This is a genomic window from Streptomyces neyagawaensis, from assembly GCF_023516595.1.
In the GTDB taxonomy this organism is placed as follows: domain Bacteria; phylum Actinomycetota; class Actinomycetes; order Streptomycetales; family Streptomycetaceae; genus Streptomyces; species Streptomyces neyagawaensis.
The window spans coordinates 198,724-216,161 of record NZ_JAMGBG010000001.1 but is presented as its reverse complement, the minus strand read 5'-3'; the positions used below and the strand labels follow the sequence as shown (position 1 = coordinate 216,161).

Genomic DNA, 17,438 nt, shown 5'->3' with positions numbered 1-17,438 from the left:
AGGGCTTACTTGCTACGCCGCAGTAGCCAATCCGGAAGTTACCGGTGGTTACATTCAAGGGTCAAGGTGCTTGTGGCAAAAGGATGTTGGTTGTGCCGTCCCTGTGAAAGGTGAACATCTCTCACCTTTGGTTTTGTCCTTCCCCGATCCTGCGCGCCGCATGTCGGTCGGCGTTCTTCCGCACTCAACTTCCTTACAATGCCTTGACGTTGACTCTCACTCAGGTCTACAACTCTCCCGGGTTTCCCCCAACGGATCCGTGGCGCCGGATCCGACGCGCAGCGCCCGTCACCGTCCCGAGCCCCCGTCGACGACGGGGTGCGGGTGACACGGAAAGCGCTGCGCGGCCCGACGCGGTATCACCCCTCGCCGGTGCCGGGCACGGTCGCCTTCCCCCTCCACTGGGCCGTGCCCGATTCCCGGACCCGTCGCTGTCGATCCGCCACGTACGGAGAAGGCGTGTCACGGATCGGCAGCGACCGAACGGCGCCGAGCGGCATCGCCGCGTTCCCCCGCGCGAACGGTGTCCACCCGCGCGCACTCACCCGCAGTTCTCATCTTCCTGAGAAGAGGCACTCCCCATGCGTACGCGATCCCTCCTTGCCCTCGTCGGAAGCACCGCCGCCCTGATGGTCGCGGCCGTCAGCCCCGCCTCCGCCGCCGACAGCGTGCTGACCACCGGCGGTCTCGCCGGTGACGCCGTCGCGGTCGGCGACGTCCTGAACGCCACCCTCGCCTCCGGCACGGCCGCCACGTTCCGCTCCAGCGCCACCGGCACGAGCGGTATCTCCTGTTCCCAGTCGGCCTTCAACGCCACGGTCGCCGACAACCCGGCGGCGCCCGGCACGGCCACCGAGTCCGTCACCGCGCACACCTTCGGCGGCTGCACCAGCAACGTCTTCGGTGTGACCGGCGTCAACGGCATCACGGTCAACAACCTGCCCTACACGACGACCGTGACCTCGGACGGTGTCGTCACCGTCAGCCCGCAGGCCGGCTCGGTCATCCAGACCACCGTCGTCCTGCGCACCTTGCTGGGCACGATCAACTGCGTGTACCAGGCGCCCAGCATCAGCGGCACGGCCAGCAACGACGACAACAGCATCAACTTCACCGCCCAGCCGTTCACCCGGACCTCGGGCTCGTCGCTGTGCTTCAGCACCGGCTACTTCACCGCGAAGTACTCGCCCGTCACCGACGGCAGCCAGGGCGGCGCCACGGTCTTCGTCAACTGACGCCGACCCGCACAGCACCGTCAGCGGCGCCTGCGTCCGCGGAGGAAGAGGGCGGCGCCCGCGGCGAGCACCATCGCCGCGGCGCCCCCCGCCACCAGCGGAACGGAGGTGCCGCTGTCGTCGGTCGTGGAGGCCACCGGGCTGCCGGGGACCTCCGCCCCGCCGCCGGCCGCGGCTTCCCCGGATGCCGAGGACGGCTCGCGGGAGGGGGTGGGCGTCGGTGTCGGGGAGGGCTTCTCCGCCTTCGGCTTCCTGCTCGGCGCGGACTCCCCGGACGCGTCCGGCGTCCGCTCCGCCCGCTTCCCGCCCGCGTCCGGGTCGGTCTTCGCGGCCGCCGGGAACACCACGTCCGAGCACGAGTAGTACGTGTCCACCGTGCTCGTGTTCTGCCAGATCGTGTACAGCACATGATGGCCGGAGCGGTCGGCCGGCAGCTTCGCCGAGAAGCGGTACGAGCCGTCCCGCAGCGGCGGGTCGGTGACGGAGGCGAACGGCCGCTCGGGCAGGTCGGCCCAGGTGAGCGGCTTCTTCGGGTCGTATCCCGGCTTCGTCAGGAAGAGCTTGAACGTCCCGGTGTGCGGGATCGTCGACCGGTACGTCAGATTCAGCGTGCCGCCGGGCGCGAGGCGCGTCGAGGGCCAGTCGGCGCGGGCCAGGTCCAGCCCCCGGTAGGCCGCGAGCCCGCCGCTGCACAGCTTTCCGTCGGGGACGACCTGCCGGTCACGGCCGTTCACCCCGGCGATCCGCAGGTTGTCCCACGCGGTGAAGGGCGCCCCGTTCGCGGCGATCGCCGCCCGGCACGCCGCCGAGCTCGCCCGTCCGCCGCCCACGGGCGAGCACGCCGACACCCGGCTCACCGGATCGGTCGGCGCGCCGTGCGCGGACGCGGGGGTGACGGCCGCCGCCGTCACGAGCAGGGGGGCCGCCACGAGCAGCACGGCGCCACGGAGACCGGCGGCGCGCAGGGCGGGGGAGCCGGCGGTACGCAGGCCGACGACACGCGGGCCGGTGCCGAGGCGGCCGTCGGTGTGCCGGTCGGCGATGCGGTGGGCGGACAAGCGGTACATCCGGAACGTCCGATCCATGGAGGTGCGGGGGCGAGTGGTCCACCGAGTCGTACGGGACCCGGGGAGAACGCGTTCAACGGAACCCGGCCCGGTGGGAGCGACCGCGTTCGAGGGAACCCGGCCGACGGGGGCGACCCGCGTCCGACGGAGCCAGGTCCGGCCGCGGCGACCCGCGTTCGGCGGAAGCCCGCCCCGTTCGACCGGTCGGATCCAGCCATCCGCAGGGGATCCGAACTCGCCTCGGCAAACCCGGCGAAGCGGCATATCCGGCCCGACTGCCCTACGGGATAGGGGAGTTCCTCAGGGGGGTCGAGGGTTTTCCCCGTATCCCCGTGACCAGCGCTTTGCCTACTGTGCTGCCACAGCTGAACCACAGGTAACCCCTGGTGAACAGCTTGCGCCTGGCCGGTCTCTGCGCCACACCCCCTTTCTGGACCCCCCCCGCCGCTTCGACGACGAAGCGACTCACTGCCGCTCCTCCCCTGACATGAGCAGGCCACGAAAGGCGAAGCCCTTGCGTACCTCCACCTCACGCACCACCGGACGGAAGCTCATATCCGTCGTCGCGGTCTCCGTCGCCCTGGTGGCCGGCATGACCACCTCGGTCGCCGTCGCCCAGGCCCCCTCCGCCAAGGCCGACCCCGCCCCGGCCCTCGCCGGTGCCACCGAGGCCGCCCCCGGCACCGTCGCCGAGCGCCTGATCGTCGGCTACAAGTCCGGTGCGGCCGAGGCCAAGTCGAACAAGGCCGCCTCCGCCGACGCCGAGGCCAAGGGCAAGGAAGCCGGCGAGAACCTGGACTTCCAGCGCCGCCTCGGCACGGGTGCCGCCCTCGTCGACCTGGGCGAGGACCTCACCCGGACGGATGTCGCCGACGTCATCGCCGAGTACCGGTCCGACCCGCAGGTCGCCTATGTCGTCCCGGACCGCCTGAACAAGCCCAAGGCCGACCCGAACGACACCGAGTACAGCAAGCAGTGGGACCTCTTCGAGTCCACCGCGGGCATGCGCGTGCCGGGCGCCTGGGACGTCACCACCGGTACCGGTGTGACCGTCGCCGTCATCGACACCGGCTACGTCGCCCACTCCGACCTCGCCGCGAACATCGTCGGCGGCTACGACTTCATCGCCGACACCGCGGTCTCCGTCGACGGCGACGGCCGCGACAGCAACCCGGCCGACCCGGGCGACTGGTACAACGCCAACGAGTGCGGTTCCGGCATTCCCGCCAGCACCTCCTCGTGGCACGGCACGCACGTCGCGGGCACCATCGCCGCCGCCACCAACAACAGCAAGGGCATCGCCGGCATCGCGTACGGCGCGAAGATCTCCCCGATTCGCGTCCTCGGCAAGTGCGGTGGCTACGACTCGGACATCATCGACGCCATCACCTGGGCCTCCGGCGGCACCGTCTCCGGCGTCCCGGCCAACACCAACGTCGCCAAGGTCATCAACATGAGCCTCGGTGGCGACGGCGCCTGCTCCACGGCGACCCAGAGCGCCATCACCGGCGCCGTGAACCGCGGTACGACCGTCGTCGTGGCCGCCGGCAACGAGAACGACAACGTGGCGAACCACTCGCCCGGCAACTGCAACAACGTCATCTCGGTCGCGGCGACCAACCGCTCGGGCGCCAAGGCCTCGTACTCCAACTTCGGCTCCCTCGTGGACATCTCGGCGCCCGGCGGCCAGACCAGCACCGGCACCGCCAACGGCATCCTGTCCACGCTGAACGCGGGCACGAAGACGCCCACCTCGGAGTCGTACGCCTACTACCAGGGCACCAGCATGGCCACCCCGCACATCGCGGGCCTCGCCGCGCTGCTGAAGTCGGCGAACTCCTCGCTGACCCCGGCCCAGATCGAGTCCGCGATCAAGGCCAACGCCCGCGCTCTGCCCGGCTCCTGCTCCGGCGGCTGCGGCGCGGGTCTGGCCGACGCGGCCAAGACGGTGCAGGCGGTGTCCGGAGGCTCCGGCGGGGGCTCCACGGGGGGCACCACCTTCACCAACACCACCGCCGTCTCCATCCCGGACAACGGCTCGGCGATCGAGTCCTCGATCTCCGTCACCGGGCGCAGCGGCAACGCGCCCTCCACCCTCCAGGTCGGTGTGGACATCACCCACACCTACCGCGGTGACCTGGTCCTGGACCTGGTGGCCCCGGACGGCTCGACCTACCGTCTGAAGTCCTCCAGCTCCTCGGACTCCGCCGACGACGTGATCACCACCTACACGGTGAACGCGTCCAGCGAGGTCGCCAACGGCACCTGGAAGCTGCGTGTCCAGGACGTCGCGTCCGCGGACACCGGCCGGCTCAACAGCTGGAAGCTGACCTTCTGACGTCAGCCCCACTGACCGCCACCCCCCACTGCCGGCGGCCGACCGATGCGAGCGGGCATCGGTCGGCCGCCGGCCCTTTTCCGGCGTGCCGTCAGCGGGCCGTTAGCGTAGGCGCATGTCGACGAAGAAGACCGAGAAGTCCGACGGGACCCAACCGGAGCAGTCCGAGGGGATCCCGTCGCAGAGGTCCGACGGGTCCTGGTCGGAGAGGACCGGGGAGAGCCCGGCGCCGGTCGCGGCGGTGTGCCCCGGCTGCGGCGGGTCCGGCCCTTCGGTGCGCATGGTCGCCGAGACCTGCGCCGACCCGGAGTCCCGGGCCTCGGGACTGACCGACCGGCTGGCGCGTTCCCCGGGGGTACCGTCCCGCTTCGACACCGTCCTGCACTTCATCGAGGGCATGATCCTCGTCGCCATGGGCGCCTATCTCGCCCGCAGCGGCCTCCAGAACGACAAGCCCGTCCACACGATCGCCGGTTCCCTCCTCGCCGTCGCGCTGTTCGTCGGCACCCTCGCCGTGGTCCGGGGCGAGCTGCGCGAGCGGAAGGACGTCATGCGGGGCGAGCCACGCGCCGAACTCCTCTGGCGACCCGCCCACCACTGCTCCGCCTGCCGCGCCGTGTTCTACCCGGCGGGCACCCCGTGGCCGGGCGCCCTGACCCCCGAGCAGTTCCAGAAGTACGTGTGGACCGAGGCCGGCTACGGCCGGCAGCTCGACAAGAAGGTCAAGGACGTCGCCCTGCCGCCCGCGACGCCCATCGGCCCCGGAGGGACCCCCGACCGTGCCTGACGCCCCCCTGATCCACGGCACCGACCCGGCCTCCTTCGCGCACGCCGTCCTCGCCGAACGGCACCCCGCCCTCATCCGCAAGGTCCTCGACGCCACCCCCTACGGCCCCGAGCAGCGCCACGCCCTCGACACGCTGCTGCACGACGCGACCGAGGGCCTCCTCGCACCCCCGGACGACGACCCCTGGTGGGACACCTGGGACGTACGCCGCCACGCCGGCCGGTCCTGGTTCGACCTGCCGTTCCTCGTCGCCGAGAGCTGCTTCTACCGCCGGCTCCTGCACGCCGTCGGCTTCTTCGGCCCCGGCCCCTGGCAGGGCGTCGACCCGTTCCGGCCCTTCAAGCTCGCCGAGCTCGACACCCCCGAGGCGGCGGCCGAACTCACCGCCGCCGACGCCCTCGCCGAACGGCCCCCGCACGAGCGGCTGCCCGCCCTGCTGCACGGCTCGCTCTGGGGCAACCGGGCCGACCTCGGCTTCCGCATCCAGACCGCCGAGGCCGCGGCGGACTCCCGGCTGCTCGCGGACGACAGCGAGGAACTGCTGTCCCTGCTGTCCCGCTGCGGAACGCTCTGCCTGGTCGCCGACAACGCGGGCCGCGAACTGATCCCCGACCTCCTCCTCGTCGACGACCTCCTCACCCGGGGCCGCGTCGAGCGCGCCCTGCTGCATCTGAAGCCGTACCCGTACTTCGTCTCGGACGCCACCACCGCCGACGCCCTCGACGCCGTACGCCACCTCGTCACCGCGAAGAACGCCGCCGGGCCACGCCTGTGGTCCGCCCTCGCCGACGGTCGTCTCGTGCTGCGGGCCCACCCCTTCTCCTGCGCCCCGCTGCCGTACGCGGACATGCCGGACGACCTGCGCGAGGAGTTCGCCTCGGCCGACCTCACCCTCTTCAAGGGCGACCTCAACTACCGGCGCCTGGTGGGTGACCGGCTCTGGCCGCCGACCACGCCCTTCGCCTCGGTCACCGCGTACTTCCCCGGTCCGGTGGCCGCCCTGCGCACCCTCAAGTCCGATGTGATCGTGGGCCTGGACGCCTCCACCGAGGCAGCGCTCGTGGCCGCGGAGGGCCAGCGGTGGCGCACCGGCGGAGCCCACGCGGTGATCCAGGTGAACGCCGGTACGAGCTGAGAAGTCCGGGCGCCGACGACGAAAGCGCCCGGATTCACGCGATGGTGTGATCATGTTCCGCCGCCCGGATGCCGGTCGGAGGCCACGGGTAGGGCCCGGCCATGACGCAGCCGTTCCAACTCCCGCACTTCTATCTGCCGTATCCCGCGCGGTTGAACCCCCACCTCGACGAGGCCCGTGCCCACACCAGCGCGTGGGCGCGGGAGATGGGCATGCTGGAGGGCTCCGGCGTCTGGGAACAGGCGGACCTCGACGCGCACGACTACGGGTTGCTGTGCGCGTACACGCACCCCGACTGCGACGGCCCGGCACTCTCGCTCATCACCGACTGGTACGTGTGGGTGTTCTTCTTCGACGACCACTTCCTGGAACTCTTCAAGCGCTCCCAGGACCGCCCCGGCGGCAAGGCCCACCTCGACCGGCTCCCGCTGTTCATGCCGCTGGACCTGGCCACCCCCGTCCCCGAGCCGCGGAACCCGGTGGAGGCCGGGCTCGCCGACCTCTGGGCGCGCACGGTGCCGTCGATGTCGATGGACTGGCGCCGCCGCTTCGCCGTGGCGACCGAGCATCTGCTCAACGAGTCGCTGTGGGAGCTGTCCAACATCAACGAGGGGCGGATCGCCAACCCCGTCGAGTACATCGAGATGCGCCGGAAGGTCGGCGGCGCCCCCTGGTCCGCCGGTCTCGTCGAGTACGCGACCGCGGAGGTGCCCGCGGCGGTCGCCGAGTCGCGGCCCCTGCGGGTCCTGATGGAGACGTTCTCGGACGCCGTCCACCTGCGCAACGACCTGTTCTCGTACCAGCGGGAGGTCGAGGACGAGGGGGAGAACAGCAACGGCGTGCTCGTCCTGGAGACGTTCTTCGGCTGCGACACGCAACAGGCCGCCGAGACCGTCAACGACATCCTCACCTCACGGCTGCACCAGTTCGAGGACACCGCGCTCACCGAGGTCCCCGCGCTCGCCCTGGAGAAGGGGCTCACCCCGCCCGAGGTCGCCGCCGTCGCCGCGTACACCAAGGGCCTCCAGGACTGGCAGTCCGGCGGCCACGAGTGGCACATGCGGTCCAGCCGCTACATGAACGACGGGGCGACCTCCTCACGCGGCCCGCTCGACCTCGGCGGCGCGCTCCTCTCCGGCCCGGCCCTGGTCACCGGGGCGGGCTTCGGCACGTCCGCCGCCGACATGGGGGCGCTGTTCGCCTCCGCCGCCGAACGGCTGCGCACCCGCGCGCATCTGCCCTACCAGAAGGTCGGACCCTCCCTGATCCCCGACTTCCACATGCCGTTCCAGGTGGAGCTGTGCCCGCACCTGGACGCCGCCCGCCCCCGCCTGACGGCCTGGTCGCACGCGATGGGCATCCTGAGCGAGGGCGTCTGGGACGAGGAACGGCTCGCCGCCGCCGACCTGCCCCTGTGCGCGGCCGGCCTCGACCCGGACGCCACCCCCGAGGAACTGGACCTCAGCTCCCAGTGGCTGGCCTGGGGCACCTACGGCGACGACTACTACCCCCTGGTCTTCGGCCACCGCCGCGACGTGGCCGCCGCACGCCTCACGACCGCCCGGCTCTCCGACTGCATGCCCGTCGAGGGGGAGGCGGTCCCCCTTCCGGTGAACGGGATGGAACGGGGGCTGATCGACCTGTGGGCGCGGACCACCGCCGAGATGACCCCCGACGAGCGGCGCACCCTGAAGGCGTCCGTCGACAAGATGACCGAGAGCTGGGTGTGGGAGGTGTTCAACCAGCTCCAGAACCGGGTCCCCGACCCGGTCGACTACCTGGAGATGCGGCGCGCCACCTTCGGCTCCGACCTCACCCTGAGCATGTGCCGGACGGGCCACGGCCCGCAGATCCCGCCCGAGGTCTACCGCAGCGGCCCCGTCCGCTCCCTGGAGAACGCGGCCATCGACTACGCGTGCCTCATCAACGACGTGTTCTCGTACCAGAAGGAGATCGAGTACGAGGGCGAGGTCCACAACGCGATCCTCGTCGTGCAGAACTTCTTCGGCTGCGACTACCCGACCGCGCTGGGCGTGGTCCACGACCTGATGACCCAGCGCATGCGGCAGTTCGAGCATGTCGTCGCCCATGAACTCCCCGTCGTCTACGACGACTTCGAGCTGTCGCGGGAGGCGCGCGACATCATGGACGGCTATGTGGACGACCTGCGGAACTGGCTCGCCGGCATCCTGAACTGGCACCGGCAGGTCGACCGCTACAAGCCCGCCTTCCTGGCCCGCCGCGCCCACGGCTTCGTCCCCGGCCGGGCCCCGGCCCTGCCGTTCGCCCCGGCCCCGGTCGGCTGACGCCCCGCACGGCTCACACCGGCAGGTGTGCCGCCCGGGCCGCGTGGTCGACCGCGGCCCGGGCCAGCCCGCGCACGAACGGGTGCGGGCGGCTGCCGTCGCCCGACAGTTCGGGCTGGAAGAGAGTGGCCAGGAAGAAGGGGTGGCCCGGCAGTTCGACGATCCGGACCTGGCCGTCCTCGTCGTGCCCGGAGAAGCGCAGCCCGTGCGCGCTCAGGGCGTCGAGGTGAGCGGAGGGGCCGTACCGGCAGGAGTACCGCTCGACGGTCCGCTCGGCGCCCAGCACCGACTGCGCGAGCGAACCGGGCTCGACGCGCACGGCAGCCTCATGCCCGGCCAGGGAACAGGCGAGCGGCTCGATCAGGAAGTCCTCGGCGTCCGGGTCGTTCTCGGCGTGCGCGACCCCGGTGAGCCCGCACACCGTGCGCGCGTACTCCAGCAGCGCGTGCTGGAAGCCGCCGCAGGTGCCGAGGAACGGGATGCCCTCCTCGCGGGCCGTACGGATCGCGGACAGCACCCCGGCCTCGCTGCGGTAGGGGCTGCCGGGCACCACCCACACCGCGTCGAAGCCCCGCACGGCCGCCGGATCCGCCGCGGCGTCCTCGGAGTGGATCCAGTAGGCGTCCACGACGAGCCGGTCCCGCTCCGCGAGGGAGTCGAGGAACCGCGGGATCCGGATGTGGGACACCACGTCGGGGGAGCGGTCGCCGACCAGGGCGAGCCGGGCGGAACGGGAAGCGGAGGAGGCGGCCTGCGCCGGGCTGTTCGTCATGTCCGCCATCCTCGGCGCGGGCGCGCGTTCACGTCCAACGATGATTCCCGCACTGTCGATAAGCAACACTGATGTACCTCGGGTGCGTCGCGGGATCATGGCGGCCATGGATCCGCATCTGCTCCGTACCTATGTCACCGTGGCGCGCCTCGCCTCCTTCTCCGAGGCCGCGCGCGAGCTGGGCTACACCCAGTCCGCGGTGTCCCAGCACATCGCCGGGCTCGAACAGGACCTCGGCGCCCCCCTGCTGACCCGGCGTCCGGTCCGGCCCACGGCCGCGGGGGAGCGGCTCCTCGAACACGCCGGGCCGCTGCTGCTGCGGCTCGACGCGGCCCGCGCCGACGTGCTCCGGATGGCGTCCGCGCCCGAGCACGGGCTGACCCTCGCCGTGACCCCGACCGCCCTCGGCCCCCGGACCGTCGCCGCGCTGCCCGCGGCCGGCGTCACCCTGCGGGCCCTCGCCCGCGCCGACATCCCGGCGGCGGTCGCCACCGGCGCCGCCGACCTCGGCCTCGTCGACGGGCTCGCCGCGCCCAGCGACCCGCTGCGGCTGCCCGACGTCGCGCCGCTCACCACGTGCGGCGTGGCCGAGGAACCCGTCTGCGTCCTCCTCCCGGCCGCCCACCCCCTCGCCCGGCGCCCCGGACTGCGTCTCGCCGACCTCGTCGACGCCCGCTGGCTGGACGCGCCCGGCGCGGGCCTGCCCCTGGACCGCCTCCACACCGCGGTCGGCGCGGGAGGCGTCCGCACCGCCCTGCGCTACGAGGGCACCGACCTGCGGACGCTCACGACCCTCGCCGCCGCCGGGCACGGCTTGACGGTCCTGCCCCACAGCTTCACGACCGACGTACCGGGCGCGGTCGCCGTCCCCCTCGTCGCGCCCCGCCTGGTGCACCGCACGGAACTGATCCACGGCGGAGCCCTGCGCGGCCCGGCGGCGGCCTTGGCCCAGGAACTGACGGAGCGGCACGGGGACTGAGGCGGGGCCAGACGGCGGGCGGGGCGCGGGATGATCCGCGGACGGCGAGGGACGGCGAGGGACGGCGAGGGACGGCGAGGGACGGCGAGGGACGGCGAGGGACGGCGAGGGACGGCGAGGGACGGCGAGGGACGGCGAGGGACGGCGAGGGACGGCGAGGGACGGCGAGGGACGGCGAGGGACGGCGAGGGACGGCGAGGGACGGCGAGGGACGGCGAGGGACGGCGAGGGACGGCGAGGGACGGCGAGGGACGGCGAGGGACGGCGAGGGACGGCGAGGGACGGCGAGGGACGGCGAGGGACGGCGAGGGACGGCGAGGGACGGCGAGGGACGGCGAGGGACGGCGAGGGACGGCGAGGGACGGCGAGGGACGGCGAGGGACGGCGAGGGACGGCGAGGGACGGCGAGGGACGGCGAGGGACGGCGAGGGACGGCGAGGGACGGCGAGGGACGGCGAGGGACGGCGAGGGACGGCGAGGGACGGCGAGGGACGGCGAGGGACGGCGAGGGACGGCGAGGGACGGCGAGGGACGGCGAGGGACGGCGAGGGACGGCGAGGGACGGCGAGGGACGGCGAGGGACGGCGAGGGACGGCGAGGGACGGCGAGGGACGGCGAGGGACGGCGAGGGACGGCGAGGGACGGCGAGGGACGGCGAGGGACGGCGAGGGACGGCGAGGGACGGCGAGGGACGGCGAGGGACGGCGAGGGACGGCGAGGGACGGCGAGGGACGGCGAGGGACGGCGAGGGACGGCGAGGGACGGCGAGGGACGGCGAGGGACGGCGAGGGACGGCGAGGGACGGCGAGGGACGGCGAGGGACGGCGAGGGACGGGCAGCCGCAGCGGGTCGCTGAGGCGGCGAGTCCATCAACGTGCCCGCTCGCAGGGCGGTTCGGCGTGGTGCTCGGCAGCGAGGTCTCCGCCCTCGTCGCCCGGTCGGCACCGCGGGGCCGAGGGGCCCCGCAGCCGCCGCGGGTCGCTGGGCGCGGCGGGCCCGTCGACCGGGCCGAGGTCGGCGGTGTGGGCGCGGCGACCGGCGTGAGGGGTGGTGCCTGTGCGGGGCGCGGTGGCCGGCGTCAGGCGCGGTGACCGGCGCGAGCGGCGCTGATGGGTGTGAGCGGCGCTGATGGGGTGTCAGTCTCACTCTTTCGTGGCTCGTCGCGCCGTCGTGCGCCGGGTAGATGTCCGCCCGACCCGAACCGCGGACCGGAGGCGCGCACCATGGAGCAGACCGCGTTGAGCCCCAAGGCCAGGCCCGGCGACGGGCCCGGGGGCGAGGTACCCGATCCCGACCAGGCGCCCGACCAGGCGCCCGACCAGGCGCCCGACCAGGCGCCCGACCAGGCGCCCGACGAGGACCGGCCCTCCGGCCCGGCCCGGAGACCGCACGCCGCGCCCCGCCGCGCGCGGCAGCGGGTCGTCACCCTCGTGTTCGCCCTGGTCACCTGCCTGGTCCTGGTCCTGGCGGGCGTCGGACTCGGCGCGCTGGGCCTCACGACGATGGGCGTGGGCGCCCTCGCGGAGGCCCGGCGGGCCCCGGCAGCCTCCCCGCGCCCCGACAGCGGCGGGGTGCTGCCGACCACCCCGGTACCGGCATGGGCCGCGGCTCCCGGCCCGGGCCCGGCGCCGGCCCTCGGCGGTTCGGCCCCCACCCGCGCGACCCTCGGTATCGAGGCCGTCGACGCCACCGGGGGCGTAGGCGCGCTCGTCGTCGGCGTGCACGTGCCCGGCGCCGGCTACGGCGCGGGCCTGGTCCGGGGTGATGTCGTCCTCGCCGTCGGGGACACCCGCACGGGATCGGCGGCCGACCTGGCGCGGGCGATCGCCGCCGCCCGCCCCGGCACCCCGGCGAAACTCCAGGTACGCCACGCGAACGGCACCCGCCGCTACCTGGTCGCCGTACCGGGAGTCGTGATCTGATCCCCGCCGACCGCTCCCCGGCAGCGGCCCTACGGCGCCACCCGGAAGTGGCTCGTCAGGCGGCCCTCGTCGTCCAGCACATGGAACGCCAGTCCGGGCGGCGCCTCCCGGTCCGCGACCTGGTCGCCCTCCCAGGGCAGCCGGAGCGTCCATGTCACCCCCGGCCCGACGACCAGCGGCCGCCCCGCGAAGGTGGTCGCGGCGGGCGTGTGGGCGTGTCCGGTGATGATCCCCGCGATCTCGGTCCGGCGTTGCAGCAGCCGGGCCAGCACGGTGGGCCGGCCCAGTTGGTACGCGTCCGGCAGCGGGTGGTGCAGCGCCACCGGCGGGTGGTGGAAGGCGAGCAGCGCCGGCCGGTCCCCGTCGAGGTCGTCGAGGGTCTCCTCGATCCAGGCGTACGTCTGTGCGTCCAGCTCGCCCTCGTCCCGCCCCGGCACGCTGGAGTCGCACATCAGCACCGCCGCGTCGTCGAAGAGACGCACGCTGTTGACGGGCCCCTCGGTGGCCGGCTCGCCGAGCAGCGCCTTGCGGTAGGGCGCCCGGCTGTCGTGGTTGCCCGGGCAGGTGAGGACCGGGAAGGGGGCGTCCCCGTCCCGCAGCCCGAGCAGCCGCGCCGCCTCCTCGTACTCGGCCTCCGTGCCGTGGTCGGCGATGTCCCCGGTCACCAGCAGCGCGTCCACCCGGCCCGGCAGGCCCCACAGCAGGTCCCGCACCCGCTCGGCCCGCCGGGTGGCCCGGTCCGTCCCGTCCAGATGCAGATCACTGATGTGCGCGAGTACGAGCATCGCCGTACGCCTCCCTTGGGCCCACTGCCTTAATGGAACAGGGGAATCTAAGCATTAGCGTTAACGGATGGGCAATCGACAACCATTAAGGTGTCGCCCGGCATACGGGCCGGAGGGCACCATGGCGGGATGCTGAGCACCCTCCTCGCCTTCCTCGGCGCGTGCACCCTGATCGCCGCCTCGCCGGGCCCCAGCACCGTGCTGATCATCAAGGAGTCGCTGCGGAGCAGGCGCGCCGGCTTCCTGACCGTGCTCGGCAACGAGACCGGCGTCTTCGTCTGGGGTGTCGTCGCCGCGCTCGGCCTGACCGTGCTGCTGGCCGCGTCGGAACTGGCGTACGACGTCATGCGGATCGTCGGCGCGGTGGTCCTCGTCGTGTTCGGCGTACAGACCCTGTGGCAGGCGCGCCGGGCGAAGGGCGAGTCGGCGCCGGGTCTGGGCGAGGCGGCCGGGAAGAGCGGCTGGGCCTCGTACCGGGGCGGGCTGCTGCTCAACCTCGCCAACCCCAAGGCGGCGATCTTCGCCATGTCGTTCCTGCCGCAGTTCGTGCCCGAGGGCGCGCCCCACCTGCCCGCCATGATCGGCCTCGCCGCGCTGTGGGCGGTCTACGAGATCGGCTACTACGGCGTGTACGTGTGGTGCGTCGGCCGGATGAAGGCCGTCCTGTCCCGCGTGGGCGTCCGGCGGCGCCTGGAGCAGGTCTCCGGCGGCGTGCTGCTGCTCCTCGGCGCCCGCCTCGCCCTGGAGAGCTGACAGCGCGGCCGGCACCGGGCGCGCCGGGGCGCACGCGCGCCGACACCTGCGGCAATGGGGTCGCGTGCGCTGCCGCGGACGGGCAGGATGCTGCCCGTAGGGCGCGCCGCGCCCTGCCCCAGGGAACTCCGAGCACACGGAGGCATGGATGACCGGCACGTCTGGCCACGGATCCGCGCCACTGACAGCCGACGACCCGCCCGGCCCCCTGACGCCCTTCACCGTCGACGACTACCGCGCCCGGATGCGGCGGGCCGCCCGCGCCGCGGCCGACGCGGGCCTCGACGGGCTGCTGGTGGCGCCCGGCCCCGACCTGGTGTGGCTCACGGGATACCGGCCGCCGGAGACCGAGCGGCTCACCCTGCTGGTGCTGCGGGACGGTGAGGGCCCGGTGCTGGTGGTGCCCGCCCTGGAGGCCCCGGACGCCGAGGAGGCCCCCGGCGGCCCCGCGCTGGACCTGCGCGACTGGACCGACGGCAAGGACCCCTACGACGCGGCCGTGCCCCTCCTCGGGCCGCGCGGCCGTTTCGGCGTCAGCGACAACACCTGGGCCCTGCACCTGCTCGGCCTCCAGGGGCGGCTGCCCGGCACGGCGTACGTCGGGCTGTCCGAGGCCCTGCCGATGCTGCGGGCCGTCAAGGACGCGGCGGAGCTGGAGCGGATGGCGGCGGCGGGCGCGGCCGCCGACCGGGCGTACGAGGAGATCCGGGGCGTCCGGTTCGCCGGGCGCCGGGAGACCGAGGTCGCCGCCGATCTCGCCGACCTGCTGCGGCGGTTCGGGCACTCCCAGGTCGACTTCACGATCGTCGCCTCCGGGCCGAACGGCGCCAACCCGCACCACGAGGCCGGTGACCGCGTCATCGCCGACGGCGACATGGTCGTCCTCGACTTCGGCGGGCTCAAGGACGGCTACGGCTCCGACACCTCCCGCACCGTCCACGTCGGCGAACCCGACGCCGAGGAACGCGAGGTGCACGACGTCGTCCGCGCCGCCCAGGAGGCCGGGTTCCGCGCGGTCCGGCCCGGCGTCGCCTGCCAGGAGGTCGACCGGGCGGCCCGCGCCGTCATCGCCGACGCCGGGTACGGCGACCGCTTCATCCACCGCACCGGGCACGGCATCGGCGTCACCACCCACGAACCGCCGTACATGGTGGAGGGCGAGGAACGCCCCCTCGTGCCCGGCATGTGCTTCTCCGTCGAACCCGGCGTCTACCTGCCGGGCCGCTTCGGGGTGCGGATCGAGGACATCGTGACCGTCACCGAGGACGGCGGGCGGCGCCTCAACACCACCCCGCGCGACATGGCGATAGTGCACTGACCCCTCCAAGGAGCCCCGAACCCCCTCCCCTCCGGACGACAACGGCGCGACCATGACCCAGGCACCGACACCCACCGCGGACACCGTCCGCCGACTGGTCCGTTCCCTGCTGAAGAACGGCGAGGGGAGGGCCGGCGGCGCGGGCGGCGACGGCCCCGACGTACGGCCCGTCACCGGCACCGAGGAGGGCGGGCCGTGGGTCTGGTGGGTCGGCACCCGCCATGTGCTGCGCCTCGCCCCCGACCGGCACGCCGTCGTACGGCAGCGGCGCGAACTGCGGCTGCGCGACCTGGTCCGGCCGCACGTCGGCGTCGCCGTCCCGGTGAGCGTCGCGCACGGCGAATGGTCCGGCGGCCTCACCTACACGCTCGACACGCGCATCCCCGGCACCACCGCCCCCGTGCACGACGTGTCCGCCGTGGGCGAGGACGACCTGGCCGGGCTCCTCACCGGCCTGCGCGAGGTGCCACAGCGGCAGGCGGAGGCGCTCGGGGCGCCCCGGCTGCCGCCGCGCTCCCTGGAGGCCCTGCGGACGGCGGCGGGACGGGCCGCCAAACAGCTCGCCGGAACGGACGAGTTCGACCCGGCGCGGCTGGGGCAGCTCACCGCGCCCAACGCCGCGCAGCTCACCGCTCCCGCGGCCGTGCTCGTCCACCACGCGCTGACCGGTGAACACCTGCTGGTCGGCGCCGACGGGCGGGTGCGGGGGGTGCTGGACTGGAGAGACGCGGTGGTCGGTGACCCCGCCGAGGACATCGCGGGCCTCGCGACGGCGGTCGGCGCGCCCGCGGCGGTCCGCGCGGCGACCCTCGCGGGCTACGGGGTGCGGCCCTGTCTGCGCGGGCTCTGGCTGGCCCGCTGCGACATGGTCGTGGCTCTCGCGGCGGCCGCGCAGGGGCGGGGGCCGGCCGCGCCGCTGCCCGCGCTGCGGGAGCGGCTGCGGCGGGCGTGGGAGCCGATCCTGCTGGAGCGGGTGACCGAACTGCGGGGGGAGGACTGAGGTTCGTCCGTGGTGACGGGGTCGCTCACCCGCTCGGCTTCAGGACGGCAGGCTACCGATGTCGCCGGTCAGGGCAGCGACCAGAACCGGACCGTGACGAGGTAGAAGACGACGACCCAGAAGGCCATCGCCACCGCGACGACAGCGAGACCACGGAGGTTGGCCCTGGCCGGTTCGTCCGGTGCCGGCCGCAGCCATCGCCCGAGCATCGGGTTCACGTAGTAGGGCATGGTCAGGAAGCTCATGAGGAAACTCGACAGCAGGTTGCCCACGAGCAGGCCGATCCAGAGCGGCATGTGCAGCGGGGACAGAGCAAGCGTCAGCAGCACGACAGTCGGGTACAGGCCGACCCAGACCGCGAGGGAGGTCCTGGTCTCGGAGGGTGGCGACGGTGCCTCCTTGCCGTCGCCCTCGAAGGCGAACCAACTGCCGAACGAGTTGTCGATCGTATGCAGGTGGAAGTCGCTGAACTTCTTCCCCTCGGCCAGGATCCTCTGCCGTTGGGGCGACGTCAGCCACGCGTCGAGGTGTTCCGCGCTGTCGTAGCGGTAGAGCGTGGTCCATTCCTCCTGAAGCCCCTCGATGGGTCGGAAGAGCTCGGTCCCGCGAAACCCCTCGAACTTGCTCTCCTCCTGGACCATGTGGTGCTGCCAGGCGAGGAAGTCGTCGACATGGTTCGGGGCGACGCGGTGCGTGACCACCACCGTGACCAGCGGATCCACTGACTGGGTGCCGCTGCTGACCACCTGCTGGGTCGCTGGACCGTCGAAGTACTTGGCCCCGACGTCGAGAAACGTCTGCCTGGTCGCGCTGTTGATCCACGCCTGCAGATGCGCCACCGAGTCGAACCGGTACACGACGACCCACTCGGACTGCAGCGCCGTGGGCGGGGAGATCTCGGCGCCGAGGAAACCGGGGTAGTAGCCGGCCGCGGCGTTGAGATCCTCCTGCCATGACTCGAACTCCCGCGCCATCCCGGGCAGGACCTTCTGACCGATGATCGCCGTCGCCGCGGCGGCTACGTTCTTTTCGGTGTTCATG

The 17,438-nt window shown here is 73.3% G+C and carries 14 protein-coding genes; 10 read left to right on the top strand and 4 right to left on the bottom strand.

Annotated elements, in window-relative coordinates:
* The first annotated feature begins 581 nt into the window (after positions 1-581).
* Positions 582-1,235, top strand: a complete 654-nt coding sequence (locus tag M8J73_RS00905) for a Tat pathway signal sequence domain protein (protein ID WP_249828100.1) — start codon at positions 582-584, stop codon at positions 1,233-1,235.
* A 20-nt stretch (positions 1,236-1,255) separates the two neighbouring features.
* Here the strand turns inward: M8J73_RS00905 and M8J73_RS00900 are convergent, their stop codons facing one another.
* Positions 1,256-2,302 (bottom strand): lytic polysaccharide monooxygenase auxiliary activity family 9 protein, encoded by a 1,047-nt coding sequence (locus M8J73_RS00900; protein ID WP_249828099.1) that lies wholly within the window; start codon positions 2,300-2,302, stop codon positions 1,256-1,258.
* A gap of 514 nt (positions 2,303-2,816) precedes the next feature.
* Between M8J73_RS00900 and M8J73_RS00895 the strand changes: the two genes are divergently transcribed.
* From M8J73_RS00895 to cyc2, 4 genes are all read left to right on the top strand, one after another.
* Entirely contained in the window at positions 2,817-4,640 is a 1,824-nt protein-coding gene (locus M8J73_RS00895) for a S8 family peptidase (RefSeq protein ID WP_249828098.1), read from the top strand.
* Positions 4,641-4,755: 115 nt separating this feature from the next.
* Complete coding sequence (locus tag M8J73_RS00890; RefSeq protein ID WP_249828097.1) at positions 4,756-5,427, top strand: hypothetical protein; 672 nt, start codon at positions 4,756-4,758, stop codon at positions 5,425-5,427.
* Positions 5,420-6,562, top strand: a complete 1,143-nt coding sequence (locus M8J73_RS00885; protein ID WP_055542857.1) for a damage-control phosphatase ARMT1 family protein — start codon at positions 5,420-5,422, stop codon at positions 6,560-6,562. The genes M8J73_RS00890 and M8J73_RS00885 overlap by 8 nt, the downstream gene beginning before the upstream one ends.
* Positions 6,563-6,663: 101 nt before the next feature.
* Complete coding sequence (cyc2, locus tag M8J73_RS00880) at positions 6,664-8,868, top strand: germacradienol/geosmin synthase Cyc2 (RefSeq protein ID WP_055542858.1); 2,205 nt, start codon at positions 6,664-6,666, stop codon at positions 8,866-8,868.
* A gap of 13 nt (positions 8,869-8,881) precedes the next feature.
* On the opposite strand, the gene M8J73_RS00875 is transcribed toward cyc2, so the two are convergent.
* On the bottom strand, positions 8,882-9,640 hold the full coding sequence (locus M8J73_RS00875; protein WP_055542859.1) for a CTP synthase C-terminal region-related (seleno)protein: 759 nt from the start codon (positions 9,638-9,640) through the stop codon (positions 8,882-8,884).
* A 106-nt stretch (positions 9,641-9,746) separates the two neighbouring features.
* Between M8J73_RS00875 and M8J73_RS00870 the strand changes: the two genes are divergently transcribed.
* Positions 9,747-10,619: a LysR family transcriptional regulator gene (locus M8J73_RS00870; protein WP_249828096.1), complete on the top strand. Its 873-nt coding sequence runs from the start codon at positions 9,747-9,749 to the stop codon at positions 10,617-10,619.
* A gap of 1,223 nt (positions 10,620-11,842) precedes the next feature.
* On the top strand, positions 11,843-12,541 hold the full coding sequence (locus M8J73_RS00865; RefSeq protein WP_079054808.1) for a PDZ domain-containing protein: 699 nt from the start codon (positions 11,843-11,845) through the stop codon (positions 12,539-12,541).
* A gap of 29 nt (positions 12,542-12,570) precedes the next feature.
* Here the strand turns inward: M8J73_RS00865 and M8J73_RS00860 are convergent, their stop codons facing one another.
* A complete protein-coding gene (locus tag M8J73_RS00860) occupies positions 12,571-13,326 on the bottom strand; it encodes a metallophosphoesterase (protein WP_055538520.1) in 756 nt (251 codons plus the stop codon).
* A gap of 129 nt (positions 13,327-13,455) precedes the next feature.
* Between M8J73_RS00860 and M8J73_RS00855 the strand changes: the two genes are divergently transcribed.
* From M8J73_RS00855 to M8J73_RS00845, 3 genes are all read left to right on the top strand, one after another.
* Positions 13,456-14,079, top strand: a complete 624-nt coding sequence (locus tag M8J73_RS00855) for a LysE family translocator (protein ID WP_055538521.1) — start codon at positions 13,456-13,458, stop codon at positions 14,077-14,079.
* 244 nt (positions 14,080-14,323) lie between these two features.
* Positions 14,324-15,397, top strand: a complete 1,074-nt coding sequence (locus M8J73_RS00850) for a M24 family metallopeptidase (RefSeq protein ID WP_055538529.1) — start codon at positions 14,324-14,326, stop codon at positions 15,395-15,397.
* 52 nt (positions 15,398-15,449) lie between these two features.
* Complete coding sequence (locus M8J73_RS00845; RefSeq protein ID WP_055538522.1) at positions 15,450-16,397, top strand: aminoglycoside phosphotransferase family protein; 948 nt, start codon at positions 15,450-15,452, stop codon at positions 16,395-16,397.
* A gap of 68 nt (positions 16,398-16,465) precedes the next feature.
* On the opposite strand, the gene M8J73_RS00840 is transcribed toward M8J73_RS00845, so the two are convergent.
* The gene (locus M8J73_RS00840; protein WP_055538523.1) at positions 16,466-17,437 is read right to left on the bottom strand and encodes an antibiotic biosynthesis monooxygenase; all 972 of its coding nucleotides are present in this window, start codon (positions 17,435-17,437) and stop codon (positions 16,466-16,468) included.
* Between the last annotated feature and the right edge of the window lies 1 nt (position 17,438).

Coding starts and splice junctions, on each gene's coding strand:
- M8J73_RS00875 (WP_055542859.1), bottom strand. CDS start 9,640: ATGACGAACAGCCCGGCGCAGGCCGCCTCCTCCGCTTCCCGTTCCGCC.
- M8J73_RS00850 (WP_055538529.1), top strand. CDS start 14,324: ATGCGGCGGGCCGCCCGCGCCGCGGCCGACGCGGGCCTCGACGGGCTG.
- M8J73_RS00900 (WP_249828099.1), bottom strand. CDS start 2,302: ATGTACCGCTTGTCCGCCCACCGCATCGCCGACCGGCACACCGACGGC.
- M8J73_RS00860 (WP_055538520.1), bottom strand. CDS start 13,326: ATGCTCGTACTCGCGCACATCAGTGATCTGCATCTGGACGGGACGGAC.
- M8J73_RS00890 (WP_249828097.1), top strand. CDS start 4,756: ATGTCGACGAAGAAGACCGAGAAGTCCGACGGGACCCAACCGGAGCAG.
- M8J73_RS00870 (WP_249828096.1), top strand. CDS start 9,747: ATGGATCCGCATCTGCTCCGTACCTATGTCACCGTGGCGCGCCTCGCC.
- M8J73_RS00840 (WP_055538523.1), bottom strand. CDS start 17,437: ATGAACACCGAAAAGAACGTAGCCGCCGCGGCGACGGCGATCATCGGT.
- M8J73_RS00855 (WP_055538521.1), top strand. CDS start 13,456: ATGCTGAGCACCCTCCTCGCCTTCCTCGGCGCGTGCACCCTGATCGCC.
- M8J73_RS00905 (WP_249828100.1), top strand. CDS start 582: ATGCGTACGCGATCCCTCCTTGCCCTCGTCGGAAGCACCGCCGCCCTG.
- cyc2 (WP_055542858.1), top strand. CDS start 6,664: ATGACGCAGCCGTTCCAACTCCCGCACTTCTATCTGCCGTATCCCGCG.
- M8J73_RS00865 (WP_079054808.1), top strand. CDS start 11,843: ATGGAGCAGACCGCGTTGAGCCCCAAGGCCAGGCCCGGCGACGGGCCC.
- M8J73_RS00845 (WP_055538522.1), top strand. CDS start 15,450: ATGACCCAGGCACCGACACCCACCGCGGACACCGTCCGCCGACTGGTC.